The sequence below is a fragment of the Microbacterium aurum genome (assembly GCF_016907815.1).
Lineage (GTDB): Bacteria > Actinomycetota > Actinomycetes > Actinomycetales > Microbacteriaceae > Microbacterium > Microbacterium aurum.
The window spans coordinates 1,369,855-1,388,391 of record NZ_JAFBCQ010000001.1 but is presented as its reverse complement, the minus strand read 5'-3'; the positions used below and the strand labels follow the sequence as shown (position 1 = coordinate 1,388,391).

Genomic DNA, 18,537 nt, shown 5'->3' with positions numbered 1-18,537 from the left:
GCGACCGGGCCCGTTCTGCGGGCGCCAGAACGGGCGCGCTGGGCGAGAACGGGCGCACTCGGCGCTTGGGCGCGGCGCTTGGGCAGCTGCGCGGGCGCGGGGCGCCGGGGCGTCACATGTCGGTCGGCGTCCACTCCGAGACGGCGTCGAGCTCGGCGACCTCGTCGGCGGTGAGCTCGACGCGGCCACCGTCGAGGAGGTCCGGAACCTGGGAGAGCTTCGACGCCGAGGCGATGGGGGCGATGACGGTGGGCTTGGCGCGCAGCCACGCGAGCGCCGTCGCGGCGATCGACACCTCGTGGGCTGCGCCGATGCGCTCGAGCACCTCGAGGATCTGCAGCCCCTGCGGCGTCGCGTACTGTGCGGCGGCCGCCGCGCGCGGCGAAGCCTCCCCCTCCGCCTCGGTGGAGCGGTACTTGCCGGTCAAGAAGCCCTTCGCGAGCGAGAAGTAGGGCACGAGTCCGAGCCCCAGCTCTTCGGCCACCGGCACGATGTCGTCCTCAATCTCGCGGTGGACGAGGTTGTAGTGCGGCTGGATGGCGACGGGGGCTGCGACGCCGAGATCACGCGCGATGCGGACCCACTCGCGGATGCGGTCGGCGGAGTAGTTCGACACGGCGGTGTAGCGCACCAGCCCGTCCGAGACGAGCTGGCCGAAGGCGGTGACGGTCTCCTCCAGCGGGGTCTCTGCATCGTCGAAGTGCGCGTAGTACAGGTCGATCGACTCGACGCCGAGCCGCTCGAGCGAGGCTTCGGCCGCGGCGCGGACGTTCGCTGCCGCGAGGCCCTTGAACTGCGGATGCTGGCTGACCTTCGTCGCCACGGTGACGCCGTCGGGCTTGCGGTCGGCGAGCCAGGCGCCGATGATCCGCTCGCTCTCGCCGCCGGCGTTCCCCGCCACCCAGGCACTGTACGAGTCGGCGGTGTCGATGAAGTTCCCGCCGCCGGCGTGGAACGCGTCGAGGATGCGGAAGGACTCGTCACGGTCGGCGGTCCAGCCGAACACGTTGCCGCCGAGGGCGAGGGGGAAGACGTCGAGGTCGGTGTGCGCGATGCGGGTCATGCTCCGATCCAAGCACGCGCCCGCGCCGGGTATTCCGGACGTGACGCCGCGCGTCGGCGCGTGGGCGGACGCCGAGGCGCACGCATGCGAGGCCGGATGCCGCGGCATCCATTCACCGGAATGAAACGCGGCGGCGTACGGTTGGCACCGACATGCAACGCTTCGGAACCCTCTCCTTCGGCCACTACGGCCCCCTCGGCGGCGGCCGGCAGCTCACGGCCGGCGACATGCTGCACCAGGCCATCGATCTCGCCCAGGGCATGGACGAGCTCGGCGCGAACGGCATCTACTTCCGCGTGCACCACTTCGCGCGCCAGCAGGCGTCGCCCATGCCGCTGTTGGCGGCGATCGCCGCCAAGACCGAGCGCATCGAGATGGGCACCGGCGTCGTCGACATGCGGTACGAGAACCCGCTCTACCTCGCCGAGGAGGCGGCCGCCGTCGACCTCATCTCCGACGGGCGGCTCGCGCTCGGCGTGAGCCGCGGCTCACCCGAGACCGTCGTCCGCGGCTACGAGAAGTTCGGCTACACCGCCGAGGACCCGCGCGGCGCAGACCTCGCCCGCGAGCACTTCGACCTGTTCTGGCGCGCGATCGGCGGCGAGGGCATCGCCGAGCGCGACCCCAACTCGCCGTTCGGCGCCGGCAGCGGCCTGCAGCGGATCGAACCGCACTCCGAGGGGCTGCGCTCCCGCATCTGGTGGGGCGCGGGCTCGCGTGACACCGCCGAGTGGGCCGGGCGGATGGGGCTGAACCTCATGTCGTCGACGCTCGTCACCGAAGCCGACGGCCGCCCCTTCGACATCCTGCAGGCCGAGCAGATCGACCGGTTCCGCGCCGCGTGGCGTGAGGCGGGTCACGCCGGCGAGCCGCGCGTGTCGGTGAGCCGGTCGGTGTTCCCTATCACGACGGCCGAGGACGAGCTCTACTTCGGGCACTCGAACGAGGGCGACGGCATCGGCTACATCGACGGCTTCCGCTCGACGTTCGGCAAGACCTACGCCGCCGCGCCTGACGTGCTCGTCGAGCAGCTGCAGCAGGATGCCGCGGTCATGTCCGCCGACACCCTAATGCTCACGATCCCCAGCCAGCTGGGAGTCGCCTTCAACCTGCGCCTGGTGGAATCGTTCGCGACGCACGTCGCGCCGGCGCTCGGCTGGGAGAGCACCCGCGCCTGACTGCGCACTGCGGCGCGAGCCGCGGCCGTCGTGAAAGCAGGCGGAATCGACGCAAACCGCCGGTGAGGCGGCCCCAAGCGTCGGTTTCGCCTGCTTTCGGCACGCCTTCCGGCGGGGCCGGAAGAAACACGCCGCCGCGGGGACTGGCGCGGACCGCCGTCGCCGTGAATAATGGGTGGTATGACCACAGGTCGCCCCACGGGGTACAGCGCCATCTCCAGCTATTCGCGTGTCGAGATCCTCCACCTGGTGCAGGAGCAGCCGCAGCGCACGATCGCCGAGATCGTCGCCGCCACGAAGCTGCATCCGAACACCGTGCGGGAGCATCTGCAGCGCCTGATCGACGAGGGGTACGTCGTCGCGGCCGCCGAGCACCGCACCACCCGCGGCCGGCCGCGCGTGCTCTACAGCGCCGCCGACGGCATCGCCGCGACCAGCGCCGTGCAGCGGCGTAAGGTCATCGCCGCCGCCGAGCGCGGCGACCTCATGCGTCGCGTGCTGCCCGGTGAGGATCCCGAGCTCGCGCCCGACGCCCTGCACCAGGTGGATGCGCTCGTGGAAGATCTCATCGACGCCGGCTTCGACCCGCTCGTGGATGAGCGCGACCTCACGATCGATCTGACCCCCTGCGCCCAGGCCACCGCCCAGGCCGCGCACCGCGAGGTGCTGTGCCAGGTGCACCTCGAACTCATGCAGAGCGTCCTCGCCGCCGCGGGCGGCCCGCTGAGCATCGACGGCATGCGCCCCTCGTGCGACCCGAACGAATGCGTCGTGCAGCTGATGCTCGCCGACGCGGGTCGCGTCCCCACTCCCGCATAAGCAAGGCTCGAGCCCGCCGGGCTCGCGCCTTTTTCACGGCCCCCGCCGCTGCGAAGCTGTGAGACCACTGGATAGCTTCAGTCTCACGAAAGACATCCCTCTGGGGAAGGACCGCGATGGACTTCTTGGACCCGCTGCTGCTCGCCCGCTGGCAGTTCGGCCTCACGACCCTCTACCACTTCATCTTCGTGCCGCTCACGCTCGGGATGTCGCTGTTCATCGCGATCTTCCAGACCGTCTGGTACCGCACCGGAGAGGTCAAGTGGCTGCACCTGACGCGGTTCTTCGGGAAGATCTTCCTCATCAACTTCGCGATGGGGATCGTCACCGGCATCGTGCAGGAGTTCCAGTTCGGGATGAACTGGTCGAGCTACTCCCGCTTCGTCGGCGACGTGTTCGGCGCTCCCCTGGCCTTCGAGGGCCTCATGGCCTTCTTCTTCGAGGCGACCTTCATAGGCCTCTGGATCTTCGGGTGGAACAAGCTGCCCCGCGGCATCCACCTCGCCACCATCTGGATCACCGTCGCCGGCACCTGGCTCTCGGCCTACTTCATCCTCGCGGCGAACGCGTTCATGCAGAACCCCAAGGGCTACCAGATGTCCACCGAGGGGCACCGCGCCGAGATGGCCGACTTCTGGCAGGTGCTGACCAACCCGGTCGCCCTCACCCAGCTGCCGCACACGCTGTCGTCGGCCATCATGTTCGCCGCGGGGGTGATGATCGCGGCATCCGCCTGGCACCTCGCGCGACGCCAGAACGTCGAGATGATGCGCTCATCGCTGCGGTTCGGGCTGTGGGCGATGATCGCCGGCTTCGTCGCGGTGTTCCTCTCCGGCGACCAGCTGGGGCTCGTGATGGTGCAGACCCAGCCGATGAAGATGGCCGCGGCGGAGGCGATGTTCAACTCCGCCTGCGGGGCGGACGCGTCGTTCTCGCTCTTCTCGATCGGCACCCCCGACGGCACCGGCGAAGTGTGGTCGCTGCGGGTGCCGTACGTGCTCGCGTTCCTCTCCACGCACGACTTCAACGGCTGCGTCGAAGGCATCAACGACCTGAACCTGCACTACGCGACCGAGCTGTTCCCGCAGTTCGCCGACCGCCTGGACGGCAACTTCGCCCCGATCCTCTGGGTGACGTACTGGTCGTTCCGCTGGATGATGGGCTTCGGCCTGCTCGCCACCGCCATCGCGGTCGTGGGTCTCTGGGTCACCCGCAAGGGCGCGAAGCGCCCGGTCGCCGGCTGGATGTGGAAGATCGCGATCTGGCAGGCGCCGCTGGCCTTGTTCGGCATCCTCGTCGGCTGGATCTTCACCGAGATGGGCCGCCAGCCGTGGATCGTCTTCGGCCTCATGCTCACGGAGGACGGCGTCTCGCCGAACGTGCCGGGCTGGACCGTGCTCGTCTCGCTCGTGGCCTTCACCCTGATCTACGCGATCCTGGCGGTCGTGGAGTTCGGACTCATCTTCAAGACCGTCCGTGAGGGACCGCAGGCGCTGCCCGGCCCCGACGACCCCGACCCATCCGACCTGCCCGTCGACCAGACCCCGTCGACGGTCTACTAGGAGAAGCTGACATGGATCTCGCCCACCTCTGGTTCTTCATCGTCGGAGTGCTGTTCGTCGGATACTTCGTGCTCGACGGGTTCGACTTCGGCGTCGGGATGTCGCTCCCCTTCCTCGGCAAGGACGAGGTCTCGCGCCGCCAGGTGATCAACACGATCGGCCCGGTCTGGGACCTCAACGAGACCTGGGTGATCGTCGCCGGCGCCTGCCTGTTCGCGGCCTTCCCGGAGTGGTACGCGACGCTCTTCAGCGGCTTCTACCTGCCGCTGCTGCTGATCCTGCTCGCGCTCATCGCCCGCGGCGTCTCGTTCGAGTACCGCCACCAGCGCGAGGACCTCTCGTGGAAGCGCCGGTTCGACGCCATGATCGTCGTCGGCTCGGTGGTGCCGGCCCTGCTGTGGGGCGTCGCCGTCGGCAACATCGTGCAGGGCGTGCCGATCGACGCCGACAAGAACTTCACCGGGACGCTCTTCACCCTGCTGAACCCGTACGGGCTGTGGGTGGGCGTCACGACGCTGCTGCTGTTCTTCCTCCACGGCGTGTACTTCGTCGGTCTCAAGACCGACGGGCAGGTGCACCACGACGCGCAGGCGCTTGGCAAGAAGCTCGCGATCCCGACCGTCGTCTTCGCCGCCGGCACCGTCGTGTGGACCGTCGTGATCGCCGCCGGCCGCGAGGCGCCGCTGCTGTGGGCGGTCATCGCGTGCGGCGTGATCGCCGCCGTCGCCCTCCTGGCCTCGGTCGTCTTCAACTGGGTCGACCGCGACGGCCGCGCGTTCGCGGCGGGCGCCGTGACGATCGTGTTCGCCGTGCTGACGCTGTGGCTCGCGCTGTACCCGTACGTCATGCCCGCCTCCAACGACCCGGCGAACAGCCTGACGATCGAGAACGCCTCCTCGACGCAGATGACCCTCGAGATCATGAGCTGGGCGGCGCTCGTCTTCCTCCCGCTCGTGCTGGCCTACCAGGCGTGGACCTACTGGATCTTCCGCAAACGGATCACCCGTGCCGTCATCGAGGAGGCCGAGGTCGCCGAGGTGCATTGACCTCGGCGCGGGCGCGGTGCCGGAGCGCGAGCTCCGCGCGGCGCCCTATCCGCCGATGGCGTTCATGCCGCGGGCGGGCTGTAGGAACGACGGATCGTCGATCGCGTGGCCGGGCAGCTTGCCCGCGACACACGCCCGGAGCACGGCATCCACGGCCGCGTCCGTCCCAGCATCCGCCGCGATCCCGGCGTCAACCTCGGCTCCGGCATCCGCCGCGGCCCCGGCATCCGTCCCGCGCAGCACGGGCAGCAGGTCGTACTCCCCCGTCGAGAACAGGCAGTTGCGCAGCTGGCCGTCGGCCGTGAGACGCAGCCGGTCGCACTGCCCGCAGAACGGGGCGGTCACCGACGCGATGACCCCGACCGTCGCGGGGCCGCCGTCGAGCGCCCACTTCTCGGCGGGCGCGCCGCCGCGTCCGGGCACGGGGGTCAGCGTCCAGCGGGCGCCGAGCGCGTCGAGGATCTCACTGCGGGTGACCATCGAAGCCCGGTCCCAGGTGTGACCGGCATCCAGCGGCATCTGCTCGATGAACCGCAGCTGCGCGTCGTGTGCGAGCGCGAACTCGACGAGCTCGACGAGATGGTCGTCGTTGACGCCGCGCATCGCGACGGCGTTGAGTTTGAGGGGGCGCAGGTCGGATGCCGCGGCGGCGGCGATCCCGTCGAGCACATCGTGCAGGCGGTCACGGCGCGTGAGCGCACGGAACCGGTCGCGGTCGAGCGTGTCGATCGAGATGTTGAGCCGCCGCAGTCCCGCCGCCTGCAGCGGGCCGAGGAGCTCGGCGAGGCGGATGCCGTTGGTCGTCATCGCGAGGTCGATCCGCGCACCGCCGGGCGTGCGGATCGCGGCCAGACGCCGCACGACTTCGACGATGTCCGGGCGCAGCAGGGGCTCGCCGCCGGTCAGGCGGAACGTCGTCACGCCGGAGGCCGCGGCGACGCGCGCGACGCGCTCGATCTCGTCGAGGGTGAGGATGCTGGTGCGCGCAAGCCACTCGTTGCCCTGCTCGGGCATGCAGTACGTGCACCGCAGCGAGCAGCGGTCGGTGAGCGAGATGCGCAGGTCGCGGTGCACGCGGCCGAATCTGTCGACGAGCGGATCGCCCGGCCGCCCCGTCTCGTCCGGCGCACTCGCGCGCGGGCTCGGCCGGCGGGGCCGGGTGAGCACGACGGGAACGGCGACCATGACCCCGAGGCTACCCGCCGGGGTCCGCGCCGCCCACCCGGCAGACCGTGGGTATTCACGGCCCTCGCGGCCCCCGCGACCACCCGCGGGATCTGCGAGGATCGAAGGATGCCGGATGCCGACCCCACGCCCGCGCGCACGCGCATGCGCCCGGTCGACCCGAGGCTGCTGCGCTACGCGACGGCGTCGCGAGGGTTCTTCGTCGCGATCGCGGCGATCGGCGTCGCGCAGACCCTCGTCATCGTGGCGTTCGCGTGGCTCGTCACGCGCGCGATCACCGGCGTGATCGACGGCATCCCGGCCGCCGAGCTCACCGGCATCCTCACCGCCCTGGCCGGCGTGATCGTGCTCCGCGCGGCGCTGCTGTGGGCGCGCGAGATCGTCTGCGCCCGAGCATCCGCCCGCGTCGAGGCGCAGCTGCGGGCGCAGCTGGTCACGGCGATCGCCGCCCTCGGGCCGGAGTGGCTCGCCCAGCGCAACACGGCACGGCTCGCGGTCATCGCCGGGCGCGGTCTCGAGGCGCTCGACGCGTACTTCGCGCGCTACCTGCCGCAGCTCGTGCTGACGGTCATCGCGACGCCGATTCTCGTCGCCGTGATGTGGTGGCAGGACTGGATCTCGGGCCTCACGGTCATCCTCACGATCCCGCTCATCCCCCTGTTCATGGTGCTCATCGGCCTCGCCACGCGCGCCGTGCAGAACGCGCAGTGGCAGACCCTCGGCCGGCTGGCGGCGCGCTTCGCCGACACCGTGCGGGGGCTGTCGACGCTGAAGCTGTTCAGCCGGCAGTACCGCGCCGTGTCGTCGATCGAGAAGGTCACCGCGTCGTATCGACGCGAGACCATGCGGGTGCTGCGGGTCTCCTTCCTCTCCGGCTTCGCGCTCGAGCTGCTCGCCTCGATCTCCGTCGCGATCGTCGCCGTCTCGATCGGGTTCCGGCTCATCGACGGGTCGCTCACGCTCGCCGTCGGCCTGTTCGTCCTGCTGCTGGCACCGGAGGCCTACCTGCCGCTGCGCCAGGTCGGCGTGCAGTTCCACGCCGCCGCGGAGGGCGTCGCCGCGACCGACGACGTCTTCGCGGTCCTCGACGCGGCAGCCGAAGCGGTGCCGAAGACGGATGCCGCGGAGGGCACGGCGGGAGCGGTGACGGATGCCGCGGATACGCCGGCCGTCGTCGTGCACGGGCTGCGCGTCCGCCGCGGCGAGCGACTGCTGCCGGCGGTGTCGTTCACGGCCGAGCCGGGGACCGTCACCCTCATCGAGGGGCCGAGCGGCAGCGGCAAGACCAGCGTGCTCGCCGCCCTGCGCGGCGCCGCCGGGTTCGAGGGCACCGCGACCGTCGCCGGACGGGACGTCCGCGCGCTCGCGCCGTCCGCGTGGCTCGCGTGGGCGGGACAGCAGCCCGGTCTCATCGCGGGCACCATCGAGGACAACGTGCGCCTCGGCGACCCCGCGACCGGACCGGTCGGCAGCGACGGGGCCGATGCGGAAGTCGCGGGCCCCCGAGCGCTCGCGCGCCGCGCCCTGCACCTCTCCCAGGCGGCGGGGCTCGACCCGGCGACCGAACTCGGCGTGCAGGGGGCCGGGCTCTCCGGCGGACAGGCGCAGCGGGTCGCCGTCGCCCGCGCGATCTACCGGCACCTGAGCGGTCACGCGCCCGTCATCGCGCTCGACGAGCCGAGCGCCGCGCTGGATGCCGCGACCGAGCAGGGCCTGTGGCGCGCCGTCCGCACCCTCGCCGACGACGGCGCGACCGTCCTGCTCGTCTCGCACCGCCCCACCGCCCGCGCGATCGCCGACACGATCGTCTCGCTGCAGCCCGCGGAGGTGGCCGCGTGAGCGCATCCGCCGACACGTCGGGGTCGCCCACCGCGATCCTCCGCCGGGCGATGCCGCCCTGGCGCCGGTTCTGGCCGGGAGCCGCGAGCGGCTTCCTGTCCGAGGCGTCCGCCGTCGCCCTCCTCGCCTGCAGCGCCTGGCTCATCGTGTTCGCGAGCGAGCAGCCGCCGGTCCTGTTCCTCGGCACCGCCGTCGTCGGCGTCCGCGCGTTCGCCCTCAGCCGCGCGGCCTTCCGCTACACCGAGCGCCTCGCGAGCCACGACGCGGCCCTGCGGCAACTCGCCACGACGCGCACCGACCTCGTCCGCCGGCTCATTCCGCTCGCCCCCGACGGGCTCACCCGCACGCGCCGCGGCTCGGTGCTCGGCGCCCTCGTCGACGACGTGGACGAGCTGCAGAACCTGCCGCTGCGGGTCGTGCTGCCGCTCGTGTCGTCCGCGAGCGTCGCGCTCGGTGCCGTCGTGCTGATCGCGTTCGTGTGGTGGCCGGCCGCGCTCACGCTGCTCGCGTGCCTCGTCGTCGCGGGCGTCATCGCGACCGGCTGGGGCTGGGCCGCCGGCTCGCGCGCCGAACGGTCGATCGCCCCGCTGCGCGCGCGGCTGGCCGACGCCGTGCTCGACCATCTCGGCAGCCTCGACGTCCTCGTGGCCTACGGCGCGGAGCCGGCGGCGCGCGAGCGGATCCGCAGCGCCGACGCGGCGCTCCGCCGCGCAGTGGTCCGACGCGCCGCAGCGCAGGCCGGCACGACCGCCCTCGTCTCGCTGCTGGCCGGCGCCGCCTCGGTGCTCGCGGTGCTCGCCGCCGCACCCGCCGTCGGCGACGGCACCCTCACCGCACCCGCGTTCGCGGTCGCGGTGCTCGTGCCGATGGCCGTCTTCGAGGTGTTCACCGCCGTGCCGCTGGCCGCGTCGTCGTGGCGCCAGGTGCGTGCCGCGGCCGAGCGCATCGCGGCATCCGTCCCCGACGAGATCCCCGCCGAGCTTCCGGCGGAGGCGACCGAGCCCTCCGCCGTCGCCGCGCCCCTGACCTCCGCCGACGGCGCCGGTCTGCGGCTGCGCGGCGTCTCCGCGCGCTGGCCCGGTGCCGCGGCACCGGCGCTCCACGGCATCGACCTCGACGTGCGCCCCGGCGAGCGCCTGCTCGTCGTCGGATCCAGCGGCGCGGGAAAGACGACACTCGCCCACGTGCTCGTCCGCTTCCTGGAGCCCGCGACAGGGACATATTCCCTCGGCGGCACGGACGTCCGTGAGCTGTCGGCCGACGCCGTCCGGCGCACCGTCGGCCTCTGCGAGCAGCAGCCGATGCTGTTCGACGAGGACATCCGGCAGAACCTCCTGTTCGCGCGCGACACGGCGACGGATGCCGAGCTCGAAGCCGTCCTGGAGCGGGTGGGCCTGGGCGCCTGGCTGCGCGAGCGCGGGGGCCTCGACGCCCGCGTCGGCGAGCGCGGGGCGCTCGTCTCGGGCGGTCAGGCGCAGCGGATCGCGCTGGCCCGCGGCATCCTGCGCGCCTTCCCGGTGCTCGTTCTCGACGAGCCGACCGCGGGCGTGGATCCTGCGGCCTCCGACGCCCTGCTCACCGACCTGCTCGGCGCCGTCGGACCCGATCAGGCGGTCGTGCTCATCTCGCATGTGACGGTGCCGGCGGGTCTCGTCGACCGGACCGTGCGGCTGGAAGACGGCTCGGCCGCGTCGTGAGCGCTCGCGGGCCGGGCGGCGCGGTTCGCGTGCCGTCTCACTCCGCGACGATCCGCACGGCGGCGAGGTCCACCCGCATCCCGATCTCACCACCCGCCGCGATGCTCCGCTCGGCAACCGTCGCGACCGGCACATCCACGGCGACCTCGGGGCCGGTCGTCACCACCCGGACGCCCGCGACCGTCGGCTCCAGCCGCGCGACGCGCGCGCGCCACGCACCGGCGACGGATGCCGCTTCCCGCGGGTCGGCGAGGCGCACAGCGCCGGGCGGCAGGTAGGCGACGGCGCTCCCCTCGGCCACACCTCCCGCCGGCACGGCGAGCGCACCCGCCTGCCACACGCCGCCCGCGACGGTGCCGGTGACCCGGCCGACGCCCGCGATCATCGCGCCGAACGCCGTGGCGGGGGTCGTCAGCACATCGCGGATCGGCCCGTCCTGCGACACCCGCCCGCCCTCCAGCACGACGAGCCGCGACGCGAGCGCTACGGCGTCGACGGCACTGTGGGTCACCATGACGGTCGTCGTGCCCGCGGCCGGCAGCTGTGTCGCGAGCAGGGCGCGGATGTCGGCGGCGGTCTCGACATCGAGGGCCGTGAGCGGCTCGTCGAGCAGCAGCACCTCGGGCCGCGTCGCGAGCGCGCGCGCCAGCGCGACGCGCTGCTGCTGACCGCCGGACAGCTCCCGAGGCGCGTGGCCGGCGTGGTCGGCGAGGCCGGTCCGGGCCAGCCACTCCTCGGCCTCTGCGCGCGCCTGTCCGCGGCGGACCCCGCGGCGCCGCAGTCCGAAGGCGACATTGTCGCGCGCGGTGAGGTGCGGGAACAGGTGCGGCTCCTGCCCGAGCAGCACGACACCCCGGCGTTGCGGCGCGACCTGCCGTTCGGGCGTGGACACGTCGCGGCCGCCCACCCGCACGTGTCCCTCGCGGGAGCGCAGCAGCCCCGAGACCACCGCCAGGAGGGTGGACTTGCCGGCGCCGCTCGGACCCATGACGGCGATGACCTCGCCGCCGGCGACGGTGACCGCGGCATCCAGGACGAACCCGCGCCGCCGCACGACGACGTGCGCGTCGAGCGCCGCGCCGGTCACCGTCCGACCGCCGCGCTCGATGGTCCCGGTCGCCAGGCGCGCACGAGCAGCAGCGCCGCGACGGCGGTGATCAGCAGGAGGAGCGACAGCGCCACCGCCGTCCCCTGCGAGACACCCGCGCCATTGAAGGCGGTGTAGATCGCGAGGGGCATCGTCTGGGTGACGCCGGGGGCGTTGCCGGCGAACAGGGCCGTCGCGCCGAACTCGCCGACCGCGCGCGCGAAGCACAGCACGATGCCGGCCAGCAGTCCCGGCGCCGCGAGCGGCAGCGTCACCCGCCAGAGGATCCGCCACCGTCCCGCGCCGAGCGCCGCGGCGGCCTGTTCATAGCCGACGCCGGTGGCCCGCAGCGACCCCTCGAGCGCGAGCACGAGGAACGGCAGCGCGACGAAGGCCTGCGCGATGACGACGGCCGCCGTTGTGAACGGCACCTGGATGCCGACCTCGCCGAGCAGCCGGCCGAGCCACCCGTTGCGGCCGAGCAGGAACAGCAGCGCGACGCCGCCGACCATCGGCGGCAGGACGAGCGGCACCGTCACGACGGCACGAAGCAGCGCCGCGACGCGCGCGCCGGACCGGGCGATGAGCAGGGCCAGCGGCACGCCGAGCACGGCGCACACCACGGTGGCGATCGCGGCGGTCACCACCGACAGTCCCAGCGCCGACAGCGCCGCCGGCGAGGTCACGTCGGCCCAGAGCGTCGACCAGTCCACACGGCCGACGAGAGCGGTGAGCGGCACGACGAGCAGGGCGAGACCCAGCACGGCAGGCACCACCAGCACCTGCGGCACGAACCCCCGCCGCTCGCTCATCGGCTCGCCATGCCGCCGATGCGGTCCGTGGTCACGGCGCCCCGAATCCGAGCGCGCTCAGCATCTGCTGGCCCCGGTCCGACAGCACGAACGCGACGAACGCGCTCGCCGCCTCGGGGTTCGCAGCACCGTTCAGCGCGACCAGGGGGTAGGTGTTCACGACCGCGTCGGCGCCGGGGGTGTCGACCGTCTCGACGTCGGTCGTCGTGGCCGCATCGGTCACGTACACGAGCCCCGCGTCGGCCTCGCCGCTCGCCACTTTCGTCAGCACCGCCGTCACATTCTGCTCATAGCTGTCGACGGATGCCGTCACGCCGGCGTTCTGCAGGAGTGTCGCCGACGCCGCGCCGCAGGGCACCTCGGCGGCGCACAGGACGACGTTGAGGTCGGGCTTCGCGAGATCGGCGAGACCGGTCACGCCACCGGGATTCCCCGTCGGGACGACGAGCGTGAGCACGTTCGTGGCGAACGGCTCGGGGTCGCTCGCGAGACCGGCATCCACGACCTTCTGCATGTTCTTCTCGTCGGCCGAGGCGAACACGTCGACGCGGGCGCCCTCGATGATCTGCGTCGCGAGCGTCGACGACCCGTCGTAGCTGATCGGCAGGACATCGACCTCGGGGTGGGCGGCCTCGAACTCGGCCGCGAGCTCGTCGAAGGCGGCGGCGAGGGAGGCCGCGGCCGAGATCGTCAGGCTGCCCGACAGCGTCGCGGCGGCGTCCGTCTCCGATGGCGTCGCCACCGGAGCGGTGTCTGCGGACGCGCAGCCGGTGAGGGCGAGGACGGCGGCGGCCACGGCGGCCAGGGCGGTGAGCGATGTGCGGCGCATGATCAGTCCCTCGGGGTCTCGACGATGACGGTGGTGGCCTTGACGACGGCGACGGCGAGCGAGCCGGGCTCGAGGTTCAGCTCCCGGACAGCCTCGGCCGACATGAGGGAGACGACGCGGTGCGGCCCGGACTGGACGTCGACCTGCGCCATGACCCCGTCGACCTGGACGCGCGTGACGAGGCCCGTGAAGCGGTTGCGGGCGCTGGAGAGCACGTCGGTGGGGTCGCCGGGCACGCGAGCGAGCTCGACGGCCTTGGCCGCGAGGTCGGCGCCGGGGATCTCGACGGGGGTCCTGCCGGTCGTCGACAGGACGCCCTGGTCGACCCACCGGCGCACGGTGTCGTCGCTGACGCCCAGCAGACGGGCGGCGTCGGAGATGCGGTATGCGCTCATGCAGCCAAACTATCCCGCACACGCGGATCTCTCACCGGTTTTATTCCGCAGCCGCGGTTTCCACGGTCGACGCGCGCCCGCCACCGCACACCCGGAGGGTTACCCTGATCCCATGCCGCTGCCCCCGCTCGTCGCGCCCGTCGCCGCGCTCCCCGCGGACGAGCGCGAGCGCACGCAGCGGCACGCCGTGCTGCGCGGTTTCGGCGAGGAATCCCAGCGCCGCCTGGCGGCGGCGCACGTCGCGATCGTGGGCGCCGGGGGCCTCGGGTCACCGGCCGTGCTCGCCCTCGCGGCCGCCGGTGTCGGCATCCTGACCGTCATCGACGATGACGCCGTCGATCTGCCGAACCTGCAGCGGCAGGTGCTGCACCGTCTCGCCGACGTGGGCGCCCCGAAGGTCGACTCCGCCGTTCGCGCCGCAGCCGAGCTCAGCCCGCACACGGTCGTCCGCGCCGTGCGCGAGCGGCTGGATGCCGGCAACGCCGACGCCCTCCTCTCGGGCGCCGACCTCGTCATCGACGGCTCCGACACCTTTGCGACCCGCGCGGTCGTCGCGGCCGCCTGCGAGCGGCTCGGCGTGCCGCTCGTGTGGGGCGTGGTGCAGGAGTTCCACGCCCAGGTGACGGTGTTCTGGTCGCGGCCCCCCGCCGGCCGCGAACCCGTCGTGCTCGCCGATCTGCACCCGCCGGACCAGGCGGGCGAAGCCCCCAGCTGCGCGGCGGTGGGGGTGCTCGGCGCCCTGACGATGCAGGTCGGGTCGCTCCTGGCCGCCGAGGCCGTCAAGCTCATCACCGGTGTCGGCGAACCGCTCCTCGGCCGCGTGCTGCTCATCGACGCCTTGCAGGGGCGGACGACGGACGTGCCGCTGCACTCGGCATCCGCCGCCGCATCCCCCGCCGCGCCGACGCCCGCCGGCCCCGCCCCCGCGCCGGCCGCACCGGAGCCGATCCCGCACGTCACGGCGGCCGAGATGCTCGCGGCGCAGGCCGACGAGGCGGCGACGCTCCTCGACGTGCGCGAACCGTGGGAGACGGATGCCGGGATCGTCCGCGACTCCGTCCTGATCCCGCTCGGCACGTTCCTCGCCGATCCGTCCGCGCTCGAGGCGGACGGCCCCGTCGTCGTCATCTGCGCGCACGGGATCCGCGCACTACAGGCCGCCGAGACGCTGCGCGCCCGCGGCGTCGACGCGCGCGTGCTCGCGGGCGGACTGGCGGCGTGGTCGTGAGCGCGATGGCGACGGTCGAGGAGCATCTCGCCGGCATCCTCGCCGTCGTCGTGCCGCTGCAGGCCGTCACGGTGGCGCTGCCGGATGCCGCGGAGCGCACGCTCGCCGCGCCCGCCCACGCCCGCGTCGATCTGCCGCCGTTCGACAACTCCGCGATGGACGGGTTCGCCGTCCGGTACGCCGACGTCGCGGCGGCCGGGGACACGCCGCGGCGGCTGCGGGTCGTGGCCGACCTGCCCGCGGGCTCGCCGGCCGATCCGCCGCTCGCGCCGGGGCAGGCGATCCGGATCATGACGGGGTCCGCCGTCCCCACGGCGACCGACACGATCGTGCCGTTCGAGGACACCGCGGGCGGGCTCGCCGACTCGCTCGGCGAGATCGTCGTCACGGCCGCGCCGAGAGCCGAGGGCGCGCACGTGCGCCGCCGCGGCGAGGACACGCGCGCGGGCGATGTCGTGCTGCCCGCCGGAACGCGACTGGGGCCGCTGCAGCTGGGCGCGCTGGCGGCGGCGGGCATCGACCGGGTCGAGGTCGCCGCGCGTCCGCGCGTCGCGGTCGTCTCCACCGGCAGCGAGCTCGTGCCGGCGGGCGCGCCGCTCGAGCGCGGGCAGATCCCGGAGTCCAACGGCATCCTGCTGGCACACCTCGCCGCCGGCGCGGGGTCCGAGATCGTGCGCCGCGCGAGCGTCGACGACGCCGGGCCCGAACTGGCGGCGCTCGTCGCCGAGCTCACGGCGGGCGCGGGCGCCGTCGACGCGATCGTCTTCACCGGCGGTGTCAGCGCCGGCGCGTACGAGGTCGTGCGGCAGACCGTCGGCCAGATGACCTTCGGGAAGATCGCGATGCAACCCGGCAAGCCGCAGGGCTTCGGGGTCGCGGAACGGACGCTGCTGTTCGGCCTGCCCGGCAACCCGGTCAGCGCGGCCGTCTCCTTCGAAGCATTCGTGCGCCCGGCCCTGCTCACCCTGCAGGGCCGCACGTCGGTGCACCGGCCGGTGCTGCGGCTGCCCGCCGCCGTCGGCTGGCGCACTCCGCCCGGCCGGCGCCAGTACCTGCCCGTCACGATCGACCGCACCGATCCCGCCGGGTGGCGGGTCACCCCCGCCTCCGCCGGTGGCTCGCACCTCGCGGGGCGCCTCGGCAGTGCGGAGGCGTACGCCGTCGTCCCCGCCGAGGTCGACGCGGTCGCGGCGGGCGACGCCGTCGACGTCATGCTGCTGGACTGAAGACCGAGAGGATGCCATGAGCTTCACCCACCTGGATGCCGCCGGCCACGCCCGCATGGTGGACGTCACCGACAAGCAGCCGACCGTGCGCGCCGCGACCGCCCGCGGGTTCGTCCGCTGCGCGCCGGATGTCGTCGCGTCGCTGCGCGACGGCACGACCCCGAAGGGCGACGTGCTGGCGGTGGCCCGCATCAGCGGCATCCAGGCGGCCAAGCGCACGCCCGAGCTGCTGCCGCTCGCCCACATCATCGGCGTGCACGGCGCGACCGTCGACCTCGAGGTGACCGACACCGGCGTCGAGATCGAGGCGACCGTCCGCACCGCCGACCGCACGGGCGTCGAGATGGAGGCCCTCACCGCCGTCGCCGTGGCGGGCCTCGCCATCGTCGACATGGTGAAGGGCCTCGACAAGGCGACGGCCATCGAGAACGTGCGCCTCGTCCGCAAGACCGGCGGCAAGAGCGGCGATTGGACGCGCCCGGAATGACCGAGCGCAAAGGCACGGGCGCGATCCTCCTCGCGGGGGGCCGCGCGACGCGCCTGGGCGGCATCGACAAGCCGCTGCTCGAGATCGACGGCCGCTCCCTGCTCCAGCGGGCGCTCGACGCCGTCGCCGGATGCGAACCGGTCGTCGTCGCCGGTCCCGCGCGCAGCGACGTGGCCGGAGCCGTCACGTGGGTCCGCGAGGACCCGCCCTTCACGGGACCCGCCGCCGCAATCGTGGCGGCGCTCGCGGCGCTGCCGGAGCAGCCGGCACGGCCGGACGCGCCCGGACCCACCTGGACGCTCGTCCTGGCCTGCGACCTCGCCGACCCCGCCGCCGCGGTCGCGGCGCTGACCGGCGCGCGCGCCGCGGCATCCGCCGACCTCGACGGCTGGTGCCTCGGCGACCGCGACGGCCGCGCACAGTGGCTCACGGCCCTGTACCGCACCGCGGCACTGCGCCGCGCGGCGGCGGCGCTGCCGGATGCCGGGACGCACGCCTCGGTGCGGACACTCGTCGGGCCGCTCCGGCTCGAGCTCATCGCCGCCGGGCCGGCGACGGACGATATCGACACGTGGGACGATGCCGAGCGCGCCGGTGCGCGCCCCCGGCCAATCCCAACCGCGCTTCTCACCCCCACGAAGGAGACGCCATGAGCGATCGCACTCTTCCCCCCGAGGCCCTGGACGCGCGGGCCGCCGCGCTGCGCGAGCGCTTCGGCCTCGCCGACGACGACCTGCCGATCGCGCTCATCCTCGACCTCGCCCGTGACGTCGCGAACGGGGTGGCGCGACCCGCCGCGCCGTTCAGCGCGTTCGCAGCGGGGCTCGTCGCGGGTCGCGCGGGCGGCTCTCCCGACGACGTCCGGGCGGCGGTCGCGGCGGTGACCGAGCTTGCCGCGGGCTGGGACGACCGCCCATGACGCAGGTGCGCTACTTCGCCGCGGCGGAGGAGTTCGCCGGCCGCGCCACCGAGCAGCGCGACGACGCGACGCTCGGCGCACTGCGCCGCACCCTCGCGGCGGACTACCCCGCGCTCGGCGTGATCCTCCCCCGCTGCGCCGTGCTCGTGGACGGCCGTCGCAGCGACGACGAGACGGCGCTGGGGGCGGCATCCGTCGTCGACGTGCTCCCCCCGTTCGCCGGGGGCTGAGCCCCGCCGGGTCTCACCGCTCGTCCGACGCCCTCAGCCGCCGATGCCCTTCCAGAGGGCCTCGCCGTCGTCGGTCCACTGCTTCTTCCACACCGGCAGGGACCGCTTGATCTCCTCGATGACATCGCGGCAGATCGTGAACGCGTCGCCTCGGTGCGCCGTGCCGACGGCGATGACGACGGCGGCGTCGCCCACCGCGAGCCGCCCCACGCGGTGACTGACCGCGACGATCGCACGGCGGTCGCCGATCGCGCTCATCGCGATGTCGTGCAGGGTGGCCTCGGCATCCGGATGCCCGGAGTACTCGAGCGCCACGACGGGACCGGCGGCCTCGGGGTCCTGCGCGCGGACGGTGCCGATGAAGCTCGTGACGGCGCCGACCCACGGCTGCTCGACGGCGGCGAGGTGCGCGGCGGCGTCGAGCGGCGCGTCCGAGATGCGGGCGATGGCGATGGTCATGCGTGATCGGCCCCTTCGAGCTGGTGGACGACGTGCGCCGCGACCGCCACGACGACGGACATGCCGGTCGCGACGGCGCGCGGCGAACCGGGCAGGTTGACGATGAGGGCGCGTCCGGCGACGCCGGCGATGCCGCGCGAGAGGAGGGATGCCGGGGTGTCGGCGAGGCCGCGGCGACGCAGCTCCTCCGCGATCCCCGGCACCTCCCGCTCGATCACGCGTGCGGTCCCCTCCGGGGTCTCATCGCGCGGCGACAGTCCTGTGCCGCCCGTCGTGACGACGACGCGGGCGCCGACGGCGATCGCGTCGCGGAGCGCCTGGGCCACGGCATCCGCCCCGTCGGGGACGACGGTCGCGTCCGCGCACGCGAACCCCGCCTCGCGCAGTTGCGCGACGGCGATGGGGCCGCTGGTGTCGGGTCGCACACCGGCGGCCGACCGGTCGGAGACGGTGATGACGGCGGCGGGGATGCTCAC

The 18,537-nt window shown here is 73.6% G+C and carries 20 protein-coding genes; 12 read left to right on the top strand and 8 right to left on the bottom strand.

Annotated features, from left to right (window positions below; genetic code table 11):
- Positions 1-112: 112 nt before the first annotated feature.
- A complete protein-coding gene (locus JOD60_RS06955; RefSeq protein ID WP_076689778.1) occupies positions 113-1,063 on the bottom strand; it encodes an aldo/keto reductase in 951 nt (316 codons plus the stop codon).
- 152 nt (positions 1,064-1,215) lie between these two features.
- Between JOD60_RS06955 and JOD60_RS06950 the strand changes: the two genes are divergently transcribed.
- From JOD60_RS06950 to cydB, 4 genes are all read left to right on the top strand, one after another.
- Complete coding sequence (locus JOD60_RS06950) at positions 1,216-2,241, top strand: LLM class flavin-dependent oxidoreductase (protein ID WP_076689777.1); 1,026 nt, start codon at positions 1,216-1,218, stop codon at positions 2,239-2,241.
- Between the two features lie 180 nt (positions 2,242-2,421).
- A complete protein-coding gene (locus JOD60_RS06945) occupies positions 2,422-3,060 on the top strand; it encodes a helix-turn-helix transcriptional regulator (protein ID WP_076689775.1) in 639 nt (212 codons plus the stop codon).
- A 116-nt stretch (positions 3,061-3,176) separates the two neighbouring features.
- Positions 3,177-4,622: a cytochrome ubiquinol oxidase subunit I gene (locus JOD60_RS06940; protein WP_076689773.1), complete on the top strand. Its 1,446-nt coding sequence runs from the start codon at positions 3,177-3,179 to the stop codon at positions 4,620-4,622.
- An 11-nt stretch (positions 4,623-4,633) separates the two neighbouring features.
- The gene (gene cydB / locus JOD60_RS06935) at positions 4,634-5,668 is read left to right on the top strand and encodes a cytochrome d ubiquinol oxidase subunit II (RefSeq protein ID WP_076689770.1); all 1,035 of its coding nucleotides are present in this window, start codon (positions 4,634-4,636) and stop codon (positions 5,666-5,668) included.
- A 45-nt stretch (positions 5,669-5,713) separates the two neighbouring features.
- Here the strand turns inward: cydB and moaA are convergent, their stop codons facing one another.
- Positions 5,714-6,853 carry a GTP 3',8-cyclase MoaA gene (moaA, locus tag JOD60_RS06930; RefSeq protein WP_076689769.1) on the bottom strand — a complete coding sequence of 380 codons (1,140 nt, stop codon included), beginning with the start codon at positions 6,851-6,853 and terminating at the stop codon, positions 5,714-5,716.
- 108 nt (positions 6,854-6,961) lie between these two features.
- Between moaA and cydD the strand changes: the two genes are divergently transcribed.
- On the top strand, positions 6,962-8,692 hold the full coding sequence (gene cydD / locus JOD60_RS06925; protein WP_076689768.1) for a thiol reductant ABC exporter subunit CydD: 1,731 nt from the start codon (positions 6,962-6,964) through the stop codon (positions 8,690-8,692).
- Positions 8,689-10,389, top strand: a complete 1,701-nt coding sequence (gene cydC / locus JOD60_RS06920) for a thiol reductant ABC exporter subunit CydC (protein WP_269746954.1) — start codon at positions 8,689-8,691, stop codon at positions 10,387-10,389. The genes cydD and cydC overlap by 4 nt, the downstream gene beginning before the upstream one ends.
- A 37-nt stretch (positions 10,390-10,426) precedes the next feature.
- Here cydC and JOD60_RS06915 read toward each other — a convergent pair whose 3' ends face one another.
- Genes JOD60_RS06915 through JOD60_RS06900 form a run of 4 tightly spaced genes read right to left on the bottom strand, consistent with a single transcriptional unit; the run spans position 10,427 to position 13,512 of the window.
- Entirely contained in the window at positions 10,427-11,476 is a 1,050-nt protein-coding gene (locus tag JOD60_RS06915) for a sulfate/molybdate ABC transporter ATP-binding protein (RefSeq protein ID WP_232321714.1), read from the bottom strand.
- On the bottom strand, positions 11,473-12,288 hold the full coding sequence (locus JOD60_RS06910) for an ABC transporter permease (RefSeq protein WP_076689767.1): 816 nt from the start codon (positions 12,286-12,288) through the stop codon (positions 11,473-11,475). The genes JOD60_RS06915 and JOD60_RS06910 overlap by 4 nt, the downstream gene beginning before the upstream one ends.
- Before the next feature lie 31 nt (positions 12,289-12,319).
- Positions 12,320-13,117, bottom strand: a complete 798-nt coding sequence (modA, locus tag JOD60_RS06905) for a molybdate ABC transporter substrate-binding protein (protein ID WP_076689766.1) — start codon at positions 13,115-13,117, stop codon at positions 12,320-12,322.
- 2 nt (positions 13,118-13,119) lie between these two features.
- The gene (locus JOD60_RS06900; protein WP_076689765.1) at positions 13,120-13,512 is read right to left on the bottom strand and encodes a TOBE domain-containing protein; all 393 of its coding nucleotides are present in this window, start codon (positions 13,510-13,512) and stop codon (positions 13,120-13,122) included.
- A gap of 112 nt (positions 13,513-13,624) precedes the next feature.
- On the opposite strand from JOD60_RS06900, the gene JOD60_RS06895 reads away from it, so the two are divergent.
- The 6 genes from JOD60_RS06895 to JOD60_RS06870 are packed head-to-tail and all read left to right on the top strand — an operon-like array spanning position 13,625 to position 17,602.
- Positions 13,625-14,740 carry a ThiF family adenylyltransferase gene (locus JOD60_RS06895; RefSeq protein ID WP_076689763.1) on the top strand — a complete coding sequence of 372 codons (1,116 nt, stop codon included), beginning with the start codon at positions 13,625-13,627 and terminating at the stop codon, positions 14,738-14,740.
- A complete protein-coding gene (locus JOD60_RS06890; protein ID WP_076692094.1) occupies positions 14,737-15,966 on the top strand; it encodes a molybdopterin molybdotransferase MoeA in 1,230 nt (409 codons plus the stop codon). Before JOD60_RS06895 ends, JOD60_RS06890 begins: the two co-directional genes overlap by 4 nt.
- A gap of 16 nt (positions 15,967-15,982) precedes the next feature.
- Complete coding sequence (gene moaC, locus JOD60_RS06885; RefSeq protein WP_076689761.1) at positions 15,983-16,453, top strand: cyclic pyranopterin monophosphate synthase MoaC; 471 nt, start codon at positions 15,983-15,985, stop codon at positions 16,451-16,453.
- Entirely contained in the window at positions 16,450-17,106 is a 657-nt protein-coding gene (gene mobA, locus JOD60_RS06880; RefSeq protein ID WP_076689759.1) for a molybdenum cofactor guanylyltransferase, read from the top strand. The genes moaC and mobA overlap by 4 nt, the downstream gene beginning before the upstream one ends.
- A complete protein-coding gene (locus tag JOD60_RS06875; RefSeq protein ID WP_076689757.1) occupies positions 17,103-17,372 on the top strand; it encodes a DUF6457 domain-containing protein in 270 nt (89 codons plus the stop codon). The genes mobA and JOD60_RS06875 overlap by 4 nt, the downstream gene beginning before the upstream one ends.
- The gene (locus JOD60_RS06870) at positions 17,369-17,602 is read left to right on the top strand and encodes a MoaD/ThiS family protein (RefSeq protein WP_076689755.1); all 234 of its coding nucleotides are present in this window, start codon (positions 17,369-17,371) and stop codon (positions 17,600-17,602) included. Before JOD60_RS06875 ends, JOD60_RS06870 begins: the two co-directional genes overlap by 4 nt.
- Before the next feature lie 33 nt (positions 17,603-17,635).
- Here the strand turns inward: JOD60_RS06870 and JOD60_RS06865 are convergent, their stop codons facing one another.
- Positions 17,636-18,061 carry a molybdenum cofactor biosynthesis protein MoaE gene (locus JOD60_RS06865; protein WP_076689753.1) on the bottom strand — a complete coding sequence of 142 codons (426 nt, stop codon included), beginning with the start codon at positions 18,059-18,061 and terminating at the stop codon, positions 17,636-17,638.
- Complete coding sequence (locus JOD60_RS06860; RefSeq protein ID WP_076689751.1) at positions 18,058-18,537, bottom strand: MogA/MoaB family molybdenum cofactor biosynthesis protein; 480 nt, start codon at positions 18,535-18,537, stop codon at positions 18,058-18,060. The genes JOD60_RS06865 and JOD60_RS06860 overlap by 4 nt, the downstream gene beginning before the upstream one ends.

What these genes read in the sequence shown, in the direction of transcription:
- JOD60_RS06955 (WP_076689778.1), bottom strand. Translation starts at nt 1,063, where the DNA reads ATGACCCGCATCGCGCACACCGACCTCGACGTCTTCCCCCTCGCCCTC.
- JOD60_RS06950 (WP_076689777.1), top strand. Translation starts at nt 1,216, where the DNA reads ATGCAACGCTTCGGAACCCTCTCCTTCGGCCACTACGGCCCCCTCGGC.
- JOD60_RS06945 (WP_076689775.1), top strand. Translation starts at nt 2,422, where the DNA reads ATGACCACAGGTCGCCCCACGGGGTACAGCGCCATCTCCAGCTATTCG.
- JOD60_RS06940 (WP_076689773.1), top strand. Translation starts at nt 3,177, where the DNA reads ATGGACTTCTTGGACCCGCTGCTGCTCGCCCGCTGGCAGTTCGGCCTC.
- cydB (WP_076689770.1), top strand. Translation starts at nt 4,634, where the DNA reads ATGGATCTCGCCCACCTCTGGTTCTTCATCGTCGGAGTGCTGTTCGTC.
- moaA (WP_076689769.1), bottom strand. Translation starts at nt 6,853, where the DNA reads ATGGTCGCCGTTCCCGTCGTGCTCACCCGGCCCCGCCGGCCGAGCCCG.
- cydD (WP_076689768.1), top strand. Translation starts at nt 6,962, where the DNA reads ATGCCGGATGCCGACCCCACGCCCGCGCGCACGCGCATGCGCCCGGTC.
- JOD60_RS06910 (WP_076689767.1), bottom strand. Translation starts at nt 12,288, where the DNA reads ATGAGCGAGCGGCGGGGGTTCGTGCCGCAGGTGCTGGTGGTGCCTGCC.
- modA (WP_076689766.1), bottom strand. Translation starts at nt 13,117, where the DNA reads ATGCGCCGCACATCGCTCACCGCCCTGGCCGCCGTGGCCGCCGCCGTC.
- JOD60_RS06900 (WP_076689765.1), bottom strand. Translation starts at nt 13,512, where the DNA reads ATGAGCGCATACCGCATCTCCGACGCCGCCCGTCTGCTGGGCGTCAGC.
- JOD60_RS06895 (WP_076689763.1), top strand. Translation starts at nt 13,625, where the DNA reads ATGCCGCTGCCCCCGCTCGTCGCGCCCGTCGCCGCGCTCCCCGCGGAC.
- moaC (WP_076689761.1), top strand. Translation starts at nt 15,983, where the DNA reads ATGAGCTTCACCCACCTGGATGCCGCCGGCCACGCCCGCATGGTGGAC.
- mobA (WP_076689759.1), top strand. Translation starts at nt 16,450, where the DNA reads ATGACCGAGCGCAAAGGCACGGGCGCGATCCTCCTCGCGGGGGGCCGC.
- JOD60_RS06875 (WP_076689757.1), top strand. Translation starts at nt 17,103, where the DNA reads ATGAGCGATCGCACTCTTCCCCCCGAGGCCCTGGACGCGCGGGCCGCC.
- JOD60_RS06870 (WP_076689755.1), top strand. Translation starts at nt 17,369, where the DNA reads ATGACGCAGGTGCGCTACTTCGCCGCGGCGGAGGAGTTCGCCGGCCGC.
- JOD60_RS06865 (WP_076689753.1), bottom strand. Translation starts at nt 18,061, where the DNA reads ATGACCATCGCCATCGCCCGCATCTCGGACGCGCCGCTCGACGCCGCC.